The sequence below is a fragment of the Amycolatopsis sp. CFH S0740 genome (assembly GCF_004522315.1).
Lineage (GTDB): Bacteria > Actinomycetota > Actinomycetes > Mycobacteriales > Pseudonocardiaceae > Amycolatopsis > Amycolatopsis nivea.
This window is the reverse complement of sequence record NZ_SDLS01000008.1, coordinates 306,372-318,225: the sequence shown is the minus strand read 5'-3', so window position 1 is coordinate 318,225 and position 11,854 is coordinate 306,372. Positions and strand designations below refer to the sequence as shown.

At 69.2% G+C, this 11,854-nt stretch carries 9 protein-coding genes; 8 read left to right on the top strand and 1 reads right to left on the bottom strand.

From position 1 onward, the window contains the following. The first annotated feature begins 535 nt into the window (after positions 1–535). The 8 genes from EIZ45_RS17150 (at position 536) to EIZ45_RS17115 (ending at position 10,106) form a co-directional block, all read left to right on the top strand. The gene (locus EIZ45_RS17150) at positions 536–1,327 is read left to right on the top strand and encodes a TIGR03084 family metal-binding protein (RefSeq protein ID WP_134663601.1); all 792 of its coding nucleotides are present in this window, start codon (positions 536–538) and stop codon (positions 1,325–1,327) included. Next, positions 1,324–3,018: an acyclic terpene utilization AtuA family protein gene (locus EIZ45_RS17145; RefSeq protein WP_134663600.1), complete on the top strand. Its 1,695-nt coding sequence runs from the start codon at positions 1,324–1,326 to the stop codon at positions 3,016–3,018. Before EIZ45_RS17150 ends, EIZ45_RS17145 begins: the two co-directional genes overlap by 4 nt. Beyond that, positions 2,973–4,166, top strand: coding sequence for an acyl-CoA dehydrogenase family protein (locus EIZ45_RS17140; RefSeq protein WP_134663599.1), 1,194 nt, complete (start codon positions 2,973–2,975; stop codon positions 4,164–4,166). The genes EIZ45_RS17145 and EIZ45_RS17140 overlap by 46 nt, the downstream gene beginning before the upstream one ends. Continuing rightward, entirely contained in the window at positions 4,163–5,764 is a 1,602-nt protein-coding gene (locus EIZ45_RS17135; protein WP_051729070.1) for an acyl-CoA carboxylase subunit beta, read from the top strand. The genes EIZ45_RS17140 and EIZ45_RS17135 overlap by 4 nt, the downstream gene beginning before the upstream one ends. A 5-nt stretch (positions 5,765–5,769) precedes the next feature. Then, the gene (locus tag EIZ45_RS17130; protein WP_134663598.1) at positions 5,770–7,722 is read left to right on the top strand and encodes a biotin carboxylase N-terminal domain-containing protein; all 1,953 of its coding nucleotides are present in this window, start codon (positions 5,770–5,772) and stop codon (positions 7,720–7,722) included. Beyond that, the gene (locus tag EIZ45_RS17125; RefSeq protein WP_134663597.1) at positions 7,719–8,885 is read left to right on the top strand and encodes an acyl-CoA dehydrogenase family protein; all 1,167 of its coding nucleotides are present in this window, start codon (positions 7,719–7,721) and stop codon (positions 8,883–8,885) included. Before EIZ45_RS17130 ends, EIZ45_RS17125 begins: the two co-directional genes overlap by 4 nt. Positions 8,886–9,128: 243 nt before the next feature. After that, a complete protein-coding gene (locus EIZ45_RS17120; protein ID WP_037814758.1) occupies positions 9,129–9,734 on the top strand; it encodes a TetR/AcrR family transcriptional regulator in 606 nt (201 codons plus the stop codon). 102 nt (positions 9,735–9,836) lie between these two features. Continuing rightward, a complete protein-coding gene (locus EIZ45_RS17115; protein ID WP_101438633.1) occupies positions 9,837–10,106 on the top strand; it encodes a hypothetical protein in 270 nt (89 codons plus the stop codon). 458 nt (positions 10,107–10,564) lie between these two features. On the opposite strand, the gene EIZ45_RS17110 is transcribed toward EIZ45_RS17115, so the two are convergent. Continuing rightward, a complete protein-coding gene (locus EIZ45_RS17110) occupies positions 10,565–11,536 on the bottom strand; it encodes a chitinase (protein WP_051729071.1) in 972 nt (323 codons plus the stop codon). Between the last annotated feature and the right edge of the window lie 318 nt (positions 11,537–11,854).

Here is an 11,854-nt window from a genome sequence, read left to right as displayed (position 1 = left end):
GTGTCAATAGCGGTGGGGTCCGCCTCGTCGCCTGGCGGCGACATCGGCCTCGTTGGTTGCGTGGGGCACCCCGAAGGTTGATTGTGCTGACGGTTCGGGGGTGCTTGTCAAGGCGGGAAAGATGCCTTGACAAGCACCCCCGAACCGCAGATGGGCTTCGTATCGGGGTGCGGGGGAGGTGTGGGTGCCTCGCTCGTGGGGTGCACCGGTGCGGTTTGGGTTGGCGCGGGGCTAGCGCCCCAATGCCGCATTGGGTGCGTCCCATGCACCCAATGTGGCGTTCGGTGCGTCCCATGCACCCAATGTGGCGTTCGGTGCGTCTGACGCAACCAATGCCGCATTGGGGCGGCATCCCGGTGGCTGGCGGCGGGCGTCGTGGGTCGTGAGGGGAACCCTGAGGGAATCAGAGTCAATGAGGGTGGCCCTCACGGACTCCGTGCCGGAGCAAAACAATCAGGCGCGCTTGATTTTTCTCTCGACAGGGGTCACGCTGGGTCCGCACGAGGTGGTGCGGCGGACGCAGGGAGGCGCAGGAATGGCTGATCTCGCGGGGATCCTCCGGGATCTCGCGGCCGAATCGCAGGCGGTCGACGACCTGGTCGCCGGGTTGCCCGCCGGGGAGTGGGCGCGGCCGACGCCCGCGCCCGGCTGGAGCATCGCGCATCAGGTGGCGCATCTGGCGTGGACCGACGGCAAATCGCTGATCTCCGCGAGCAGGCCGGAGGACTGGCAGTCCGAGGTCGAAAACCTGTTGAGCATCGGCGAGAACTACGTCGACCAGGGTGCCGAGGACGGGGCTCAGCTCCCGCCGGACGAGCTGCTGGCGCAGTGGCGCGCGGGACGGGCCGCCCTCGCCGAGGCGCTCGCCGCGGTGCCGGACGGGCAGAAGCTGCCGTGGTACGGCCCGCCGATGAGCGCGGCTTCCATGGCGACCGCGCGGATGATGGAGACCTGGGCGCACGGCCAGGACATCGCCGACGCGCTCGGCGTCACCCGCGAACCCACCGAACGGTTGTGGCACATCGCCCGGTTCGGCACGCGCACGCGCGATTTCGCGTACAAACTCCACTCGCTCGCGCCGCCGACGGAGGAATTCCGGGTCGAGCTGACCGCGCCGGACGGCAGCACGTGGGCGTTCGGGCCGGAGGACGCGGAGCAGCGGCTGACCGGCAGCGCGCTCGACTTCTGCCTGGTCGCCACGCAGCGGCGGCATCCGGCGGACACTGATCTGGTCGCGACCGGCGCGGACGTCGAGGAATGGCTGGGCATCGCGCAGGCATTCGCCGGGCCGCCCGGGGCGGGGCGCAAGCCGGGGCAGTTCGCGTGAGCGCGCCGTTGCGCGTCGGGAACGCGTCCGGGTTTTACGGCGACCGGTTCTCCGCCGTGCGGGAAATGCTGACCGGCGGCCCGCTCGACGTCCTGACCGGCGATTACCTTGCCGAGCTGACCATGCTCATCCTCGGCCGCGACCGGATGAAGGACCCGGCGCGCGGCTACGCCAAGACGTTCCTCCGGCAGATGGAGGCAAACCTCGGCCTGGCGAAGGAGAAGGGCGTCCGGATCGTCGCGAACGCGGGCGGGCTCAACCCGGCGGGGCTGGCCGACGCGTTGCGTGAACTGGCCGAGAAGCTCGGCCTCGATGTCCGCGTCGCGCACGTCGAAGGCGACGACTTGATCGCGCGCGCCGATGAGTTCGGCTTCGAGAAACCGTTGACTGCCAACGCTTATCTCGGCGCGTGGGGCATCGCGGAGTGTCTTAAGGCTGGTGCCGACATCGTGGTGACCGGGCGCGTTACGGACGCGTCGGTGATCGTCGGGCCGGCGGCGGCGCACTTCGGCTGGGCCCGCGACGACTACGACGCGCTCGCCGGAGCGGTCGCGGCGGGGCACGTCATCGAGTGCGGCGCGCAGGCGACCGGCGGGAACTACTCGTTCTTCCGGGAACAGCCGATCGGCCTGCCCGGGTTCCCCCTGGCGGAGATCCACGCGGACGGCTCCAGCGTGATCACGAAGCATCCGGGCACGGGTGGCGTGGTCAATAAAGGGACTGTGACGGCGCAGCTGTTGTACGAAATCACCGGTGCGCGGTACGCGAATCCTGATGTGACGGCGCGGTTCGACACGCTGTCGCTGTCGGACGACGGACCGGACCGCGTGCGGATCAGCGGGGTCCGCGGGGAAGCGCCGCCGCCGACGTTGAAGGTGTGCCTCAACCGGCTCGGCGGCTTCCGGAACGAGACGACGTTCGTCCTTACTGGACTGGACATCGAAGAAAAAGCCGCGCTGGTACGGGAACAGCTGGAAGGCGCGCTGGCGAAGCGTCCGCCAGCCGACGTCCGGTGGACGCTCGCGCGCACCGATCACGCGGACGCCGACACCGAGGAACGCGCCAGCGCGCTGCTGCACGTCGCGGTGAAGGACAACGATCCGAAGATCGCCGGACGTGCGTTCAGCGGAGCGGCGATCGAGCTGGCGCTCGCGAGCTACCCGGGATTCCACGTGACCGCTCCGCCCTCGGACGCTTCGCCGTTCGGGGTGTACTCGGCGGCCTTTGTGGACGCTGCCGCGGTTCCGCATGTCGCGGTGCTGCCGGACGGGTCCAAGGTGGACATCGCGCCTGCTGCCGAGACGCTTGCACTGTCTGAAGTGGACGAACCGGCGCTGCCGGAACCGTTTCAGGCGAACAAGGTGCGGCGCGTTCCGCTCGGGCTCGTCGCGGGCGCGCGCAGCGGCGACAAGGGCGGCAACGCGAACCTCGGCGTGTGGGTGCGGTCCGAGGAGGCGTGGCGCTGGCTCGTGCACCGGCTGACGGTCGGGGAATTCCGCCGTCTGCTGCCGGAAACCGAAGGGCTGCCGGTCACCCGGCATCTGCTGCCGAACCTGTGGGCGATGAACTTCGTGGTCGAGGGCATTCTCGGCGACGGCGTCGCTTCGCGGGCCAGGTTCGATCCCCAGGCGAAGGCGCTCGGCGAATGGCTGCGGGCGCGCGAACTCGACGTCCCGGAGGCGCTGCTGTGACCGTGGATCCGTTCCGCACGCCGGAACGCACCGAACTGCGCGCGACGGTGCGCCGGTTCGTGGAGAAGGACGTGCTGCCGTACCTGGACGACTGGGAGCGGGCCGGGGAACTGCCGCGCGACCTGCATCGCAAGGCCGGGCAGTTGGGTCTGCTCGGGGTCGCGTTCCCCGAATCCGCGGGCGGCGGCGACGGCAATTACCTCGACGCGCTCGTGGTCGCCGAGGAAATGCACTACGCGGGCGGGTCCGGCGGGCTGTTCGCGTCGCTGTTCACCTGCGGGATCGCGGTCCCGCACATCGTCGAGGCCGGCGACCCGGTGCAGATCGAACGCTGGGTGCGGCCGACGCTCGAAGGCGAGAAGATCGGCTCGCTGGCGGTCACCGAACCGGACGGCGGTTCTGACGTCGCCGGGATCCGCACCACTGCGGTGCGCGAGGGCGACGAGTACGTGATCAACGGGGCGAAAACGTTCATCACTTCCGGCTGTCGCGCGGACTTTGTGACCACTGTGGTCCGAACTGGCGAAGCGGGCGCGCACGGGCTTTCGCTGATCGTGGTCGAGCGCGGGACGCCAGGGTTCACGGTGTCGCGCAAGCTGGAGAAGATGGGCTGGGCGGCGTCGGACACCGCGGAACTGTCTTATGTGGACGTCCGAGTTCCGGCGGAGAACTTGGTCGGCGCGGAGAACAGCGGCTTCGCTCAGGTGGCCACGCAGTTCGTCACCGAACGGCTTTCGCTGGCGGTGCAGGCATACGCGCACGCGCAGCGGGCGCTGGATTTGACGCTGGACTGGTGCCGGATGCGCGAGACGTTCGGGCGTCCGCTGATCTCGCGGCAGCTGGTGCAGCACAAGCTCACCGAGATGGCCTGCAAGGTCGACGTCGCGCGGACGTACGCCCGGCAGGTCGCGCTCCGGCACGTGTCCGGCGAAGAAGTGATCGCCGAGGCGTGCTTCGCGAAGAACACCGCGGTGCAGACCGCCGAATGGGTCGTGAACGAGGCGGTGCAATTGCACGGCGGGCTCGGCTACATGCGCGAGTCCGAAGTGGAACGGCACTACCGCGACGTCCGCATTCTCGGCATCGGCGGCGGCACCACCGAAATCCTCACCGGACTGGCCGCGAAGCGATTGGGATACACCGCATGACCACTATCAGGTCCACAGTGGACACCCGGGCCGACGAGTTCGCCGCGAACCGCGAGGCGATGCTGGAGAAGCTCGCGGAGATCGACGCCGAACAGGCGAAAGCGGTCGCCGGCGGCGGGGAAAAGTACGTCGAACGCCACCGCAAGCGCGGGAAGCTGCTGGCGCGCGAGCGGATCGAATTGCTGCTGGACGAGGACTCGCCGTTCCTGGAGCTGTCGCCGCTGGCCGCGTGGGGTTCGGACTACAAGGTCGGCGCGAGCGTGATCACCGGGATCGGCGTGGTGGAAGGTGTCGAATGCCTGATCTCGGCGAGCGACCCGACCGTCAAGGGCGGCGCGAGCAACCCGTGGACGACGAAGAAGTCGTTCCGGGCGGCGGACATCGCGGCGCAGAACCGGCTTCCGGTGATCAACCTGGTCGAGTCCGGCGGCGCGGATCTTCCGACGCAGAAGGAAATCTTCATCCCGGGCGGCCGCGTCTTCCGCGACCTGACGCGGTCCTCGGCGGCGAAGGTGCCGACCGTCGCGCTGGTGTTCGGCAACTCCACCGCGGGCGGCGCGTATCTGCCCGGCATGTCCGACTACGTCGTGATGGTGAAGGAGCGCGCGAAGGTGTTCCTCGGCGGGCCGCCGCTGGTCAAGATGGCGACCGGCGAGGAATCCGACGACGAATCCCTCGGCGGCGCGGAAATGCACGCCCGGACGTCCGGGCTCGCCGATTACCTCGCGGTCGACGAGGAGGACGCGATCCGGCTCGGCCGCAGCATCATCAAGCGGCTCAACTGGACCAAACAGGGCCCGACGCCCAAACCGGACTACGCCGAACCGCTGTTCGACGCCGAAGACCTGCTCGGCATCGTGCCGACCGACCTGAAGATCCCGTTCGACCCGCGCGAGGTGATCGCGCGCGTCGTGGACGGTTCGGACTTCGACGAGTTCAAGCCGCTGTACGGGCCGAGCCTGGTCACCGGATGGGCGAGCATCCACGGGTATCCGGTGGGAATCCTGGCCAACGCCCAGGGCGTGCTGTTCGGCGAGGAATCGCAGAAGGCCGCGCAGTTCATCCAGCTGGCCAACCAGATCGACACGCCGCTGGTGTTCCTGCACAACACGACCGGCTACATGGTCGGCAAGGAATACGAGCAGAGCGGCATCATCAAGCACGGTGCGCTGATGATCAACGCGGTCTCGAACTCGAAGGTGCCGCACCTGTCCGTCCTCATGGGAGCGTCCTACGGCGCCGGGCACTACGGGATGTGCGGCCGGGCCTACGATCCGCGGTTCCTGTTCGCCTGGCCGAGCGCGAAATCCGCGGTGATGGGACCGGCGCAGCTGGCCGGTGTGCTGTCCATTGTGGCCCGCGCCGCGGCGGCGAGCCGGGGACAGGAGTACAGCGAGGAAAACGACGCCGCGATGCGCGCCATGGTGGAAAACCAGATCGAGGCGGAATCGATGCCGATGTTCCTCTCCGGCATGCTTTACGACGACGGCATCATCGACCCGCGCGACACCCGCACGGTGCTCGGGCTGAGCCTGTCGGCGATCCACAACGGACCAGTGAAGGGCGTCGAAGGCGGCTTCGGCGTCTTCCGGATGTGAGGGCCATGATCCAGAATCTGCTGGTCGCCAACCGGGGCGAAATCGCCCGCCGCGTGTTCCGCAGCTGCCGGGACGCCGGAATCGGCACTGTCGCGGTGTTTTCCGACGCGGACGCCGACGCGCCGCACGCGCGGGAAGCCGACGTCGCCGTCCGGCTGCCGGGCAACGCACCGGGCGAGACCTATCTGCGCGGCGAACTGATCGTCAAAGCCGCGGCGGACGCCGGTGCTGACGCGATCCACCCCGGATACGGCTTCCTGTCCGAGAACGCCGGGTTTGCCCGGGCAGTGCTCGACGCCGGGCTGACCTGGGTCGGCCCGCCGCCCGCGGCGATCGAGACGATGGGCTCCAAAGTGGAGTCCAAGCGGCTGATGGCTGCCGCCGGGGTTCCGGTGCTGTCCGAATTGGACCCTTCCTCGGTAACCGATGCCGATCTTCCGTTGCTGGTCAAGGCTTCCGCTGGCGGCGGCGGTCGCGGCATGCGCGTGGTCCGCTCGCTGGACGAGCTGGCTGAGGCCGTCGAGAGTGCTCGCGCTGAAGCGGGATCGGCGTTCGGCGACCCGACGGTGTTCTGCGAGCGGTACCTCGAAACCGGACGGCACATCGAGGTCCAGGTGCTCGCCGACTCGCACGGCACCGTCTGGGCGGTGGGGGAGCGGGAGTGCTCCATCCAGCGGCGGCACCAGAAGGTGGTCGAAGAAGCGCCATCGCCCTTTGTGGACGATGCCATGCGGGCGGAGTTGTTCGACGCGGCACGCAAGGCCGCGCAGGCGATCGACTACGTCGGTGCGGGAACGGTCGAATTCCTCGCTGGCCCGGATGGCCGGTTCTACTTTCTGGAGATGAACACGCGGCTGCAGGTCGAGCATCCGGTGACGGAGAACGTCACCGGACTGGACCTGGTGGCGTTGCAGCTTTCGGTGGCCGAAGGCGGCCGATTGCCCGCCGAACCGCCTGCTGCTAATGGGCATTCGATCGAAGTCCGGCTGTATGCCGAAGACCCGTCGGCCGGATGGCAGCCGCAGAGCGGGACGCTGCACACGTTCGAAGTGTCCGGAGTGGACCGCGAATTCGTCCACGGTGCCGGGCTGCGCCTCGATTCCGGCGTGGAGTCCGGCTCGGTGATCGGCGTCCATTACGACCCGATGCTGGCGAAGGTCATCACGTGGGCTCCCACGCGGGCGGAAGCCGCGCGTCGGCTCGCCGGTGCCTTGGCTGGCGCGAAGATCCACGGCGTGGTCACCAACCGCGACCTGCTGGTCCGGATCCTGCGCCACGAAGCTTTCCTTGCCGGAGAAACGGATACCGCGTTCTTCGACCGGCACGGACTGGACACTCTGGCCGCGCCACTGGCCACTGTGGACACCGAACGCTGGTCCGCGCTGGCCGCCGCACTGGCCGATGCTGCGGGAAACCGGGCCTCCGCGACCACTCTGGGACGGCTGCCCAGTGGCTGGCGCAACGTCCGTTCCGGCGGACAGCGCAAGGTATTCGCCAAGGGAGACAACCGTTACGAGGTCGTCTACTCGCTGACCCGCGACGGTCTGCGTGCCGAGGGATACGACGACGTCGCCTTGGTCGCCGCGACGCCGGACCAAGTGGTCCTCGACATCGCCGGAGTGCGCCGGACCTTCGCCGTCGCCAGGCACGGCGCGGTGTCCTATGTGGACTCTCCGTTGGGTTCGGTGACATTGACCGCCGAGCCGCGGTTCGCCGATCCTGATTCGGCTTTGGCCGCGGGTTCACTGCTCGCGCCGATGCCGGGCACGGTCGTGCGGCTCGCAGTGTCCGCAGGGGACAGTGTGCGGGCGGGCGATCCGTTGCTGTGGCTGGAAGCGATGAAGATGGAACACCGGATCTCGGCCCCGGCGGACGGCGTGGTCGCCGAACTGCCGGTCGAGGTCGGGCAACAGGTCGAGGTAGGCGCGGTGCTGGCTGTGGTGGGAGAGACCGAATGAACGCGATGAACTTCGTCGAGCCCGAAGAGCGGGTGGCGCTGCGGAAGGCCGCGGCCGATCTGGCGGGCAAGTACGGGCACGACTATTACGCGAAAAAGGCCCGCGCGGGCGAGAAGACCGACGAGCTGTGGAACGAAGCCGGGCGGCTCGGCTACCTGGGCGTGAACCTGCCGGAGGAATACGGCGGCGGGGGAGCCGGGATCGCGGATCTCGCCGCGGTGCTGGAGGAATTCGCGGCCGCGGGCTCGCCGCTGCTGCTGATGGTGGTGTCGCCGGCGATCGTCGGGACGGTGCTGTCGCGCTTCGGCACGCCGGACCAGAAGAAGCAGTGGCTGCCCGGAATGTCGGACGGCAGCAAGAAAATCGTCTTCGCGATCACCGAACCGGACGCCGGTTCCAACTCGCACAAGATCACGACGACCGCCCGTCGCGACGGCGGCGACTGGGTGCTGTCCGGGCGCAAGGTGTTCATCTCGGGCGTCGACGAGGCGGACGCGGTGCTCGTCGTGGGCCGCACCGAGGATGCGAAGACCGGTCGCCTGAAGCCCGCGCTGTTCGTGGTGCCGACGGACACGCCCGGGTTCGAGTTCACGAAAATCGACATGGACATCGTCGCGCCGGAAAACCAGTTCTCGTTGTTCCTGGACGACGTGCGGCTGCCCGCGGAAGCCCTGGTGGGCGAGGAGGACGCGGCGATCGCGCAACTGTTCGCGGGCCTGAACCCGGAACGCATCATGGGCGCGTCGTTCTCGCTGGGCACTGCGAGGTACGCCCTGGACAAGGCGGTCGGCTACGCCAACGAACGGCAGGTGTGGGGCGCGCCGATCGGGTCGCACCAGGGGCTCGCGCATCCGCTCGCGCAGGTGAAAATCGAGCTTGAGCTGGCGAAACTGATGACGCAGAAGGCCGCCTCGCTGTACGACGCCGGCGACGATTTCGCCTCCGGGGAGTCCGCGAACATGGCGAAGTACGCGGCGGCGGAGGTCGCGATCCGCGCGGTCGACCAGGCAGTGCAGACCCACGGCGGAAACGGGCTGGCGACCGAATACGGCCTGGGAACCCTGGTGACGGCCGTGCGCCTGGGCCGGATCGCGCCGGTGAGCCGCGAGATGGTGCTGAATTTCGTGGGGCAGCACAGCCTCGGGCTGCCGAAGTCGTACTGAGCAAGGGTGAAGTCATGAGGTGCGTCGGCAATCGGAGGCCCGGCCGTGGAGTGCGGCCGGGTGCCCGGTGCGGGCCTGGTCTGAGGTCCGGGAGGGCTCCCGTCACGGACTTCCGCCGGAGCGGACCGGTTCGGGCGGGTGAGGGCTGATGCTTCGCGAGCTGCAACAGGAACGCAGCTGCACCACTCGGCGCGTGTCTGGTCTGAGGTCTGGGTGCGGGCTGGCTCGGGCAGGTGAGCGCTGATGCTCCGCGAACCGCAACAAGAACGCAGCCGCACCACCCGGCGGCGGTTGATCGAAGCCGCGATGGACTGCATCGGGGAGCGCGGGTGGCACGGGGTGACCGTCGCGGTCATCGCGGAGCGTGCCGGGGTTTCCCGGGGCGCCGCGCAGCACCACTTCCCGACGCGGGAATCGCTGGTCGCCGCGGCGGTCGAGTTGCTCGGCGAGGCCCAGCTGGACGAACTGCGCACGCGCGCGGCCGGATCGCCGGGCGGCTCGTCGCGGATCGAGTGGGTCGTCGAGATGCTGCTGACGCTCTACACCGGGCCGATGTTCCGCGCCGCGCTGCAGCTGTGGGCCGTCGCGTCGACGGACGACCAGTTGCGCGACGTGCTGGTGCCGCTGGAGGCGCGCGTCGGGCGGGAGGCGCACCGGGTCGCGGTCGAACTGCTCGGGGTCGACGAGGCTCAGCCGGGCGTTCGCGAACTGGTCCAGGCCACTCTCGACCTCGGGCGCGGGCTCGGCCTCGCCAACCTCCTCACCGACGACACCCGCCGCCGCGAGCAGATCGTGCGCGAGTGGGCGCGGACGCTCGAGTCTCGCCTGGCGGGAACCGAACAGGTCTAGGCATCGTCACATTCCCGAACCGCTACAGTGTGGCTGTTAACACATTCGGCCCAATCAGCGATAACGTTGAGTAAGTAGCCCACGAGGAAGAAGGCGATCCCGGTGTCCGGTGCAGAAGGGGTGACCGTCGAGCTGACCCATCGCGCGATGGCCATGCTCAAAGCGGTCGCGCAGCAGCGCGCGGAGATGTCCACCAGCTGCGAGCCCGACCTGTTCGTCGACGGTTTCGCTTGCTGCGACCAGATGACCGCACACGCACTCGCCAAGGGCGGCTACGTCCGTCCGGGTATCGGGGTCACCGCCGCGGGCCGGGTCCCCGCCGAACTGACCGAGGCCGGCGCGGCCGCGCTGTCGGTCACCGCCGCTGCCTGATCTTCACTCGTTCGGCCGCGTCCGTGCACGGTGTGTGACGGACGGCAGAACGGGGGCCTCCCGGGCGGGAAGGTCCCCGTCGCCAGACCCGACGGCCGCGATCCAGGCGTGCGCCAGGTGGTTCAGTCCACCGGGGTGACCCGCGAGTCTTCGCTCGAAGGGTGCCCGGTTCGCTCAGCCGAACCGCCGCCGGTTTGATCCGGGCCGGTCGAACCCGCCAACCTGACCCGAGTCGGCGGAGTTGCTGCCCGGCTTGATCCGGGCCAGCCCAATCGCTGCTCAGCCGGGCCAGGGCCAGTCGAGCCGCCGTCAGTCCGGCCGAGGTCGGCAGGATCGCTGCTCGGCTTAGCGCGCGTCGGCCGGACCGCTGCCAGTTCGGCCCAGGTCGGCAGGATCGCTGCTCGACCTGACCCGCCTCGCCCCAACCGCCGCCCGGCTCGGCCCAGCCCGGCTCCCGGTCAGCCGTTGTACCCGGCCACGACCTTCGTGAACGCGTAGTTCTCCTGGTCGATCCCGCTGCAGCCGCCGCAGTCGCGGTTTGTCGCCCAGAACGTGACGCGGCCCAGGTGGTGTTCGGCGGCCCAGTCGCGGATCGCGGTGAAGTCCGCGACCGACACGACCTCGCCCGCGCGGTCGGTCTTGCCGTTCATCGACGACAGTCCGGCGCGGTGGTAGGCGGTGGCGTCGTCCCAGCCGAACGTCGACTTCAGTTCGCCGACCAGGCCGTCCACCGCGGATTTCGTCATCGCGACCATGTCGCCGCCGTCGGAGAAGTCGAACGGCATGAGCGACCACACGTCGACGTCCGCGCCCAGTGCCTTCGCCTGCGAGACCAGGCGCTTGCCCCAGTCGTTCGGGCCCTGCGGCGTGGTGCCCATGGTGATCACGACGCGCACGTTCGGGTTCTTCTCCTTGACGATCTTGACCGCGCCGAGGATCCGGTCCTGCACCGCCGCGTTCTCGAACTCGTCGGTGTTCTCGATGTCGAGGTCGATCGCCTTGAGGTCGTAGGCGTCGATCACCTTCTGGTACGCGCCGGCCAACTCCTCCGGCGATCCGCAGTTCGGGCCCAGTTTGTTGCCCTGCCAGCCGCCGAACGACGGGATCACGTCGCCGCCCGCGGAGCGGATCTTCTGGATCATCGCGGCGTCGGTCCCGTCGAGGGGCCGGTTGCCGTCCCAGGCGGGCGTGCAGCCGCCGCCGGAAAGCATGAACGCGAGGGTGAACGCGCTGACGCCGGTCGCGTCCATCGCGGCGGACGGATCGCTCTGGCCGCCCCACTGGTACAGGTACGGGGCCGCGAGGACCGGGTCTCCCGCGGCTGAGGCGGTGCCGGTCGCGGTGGACAGAGCGGCGCCCGCGGCGAGCGCCAGCACGCCGAGACGTCCGGCGAGTTTCCGGCGGGAACTGGTGCGGCGCAAGGATTTCATGGGTCCTCCAACGGGGGAACGCGCACCTCGCGGCACGCGTCATCGGAGCACCTGGCGAAGCCGGACGTGGCGGCGGCGCCCCGCAGGCACTCGGGGGAGTGTGTGCGCAGTCACAATGGACTAGACCATTGAGAAGTGTCAAGACATGGGCGGGAGTGGGAAAAAACCTCACCGAGGGCGCCGAGGTTGCCGGGAGGTTCCGGGGCGCCGGTCAGCGGGACGATCGGGAAGCGGTGCGTGGCCGGGAGGGCAGCCGAGTCCGCTCAGCGAGCGCGGCCGCGGGGCTGTGTCAGGCTGGAAGGGCGAGCGAACGAAGTG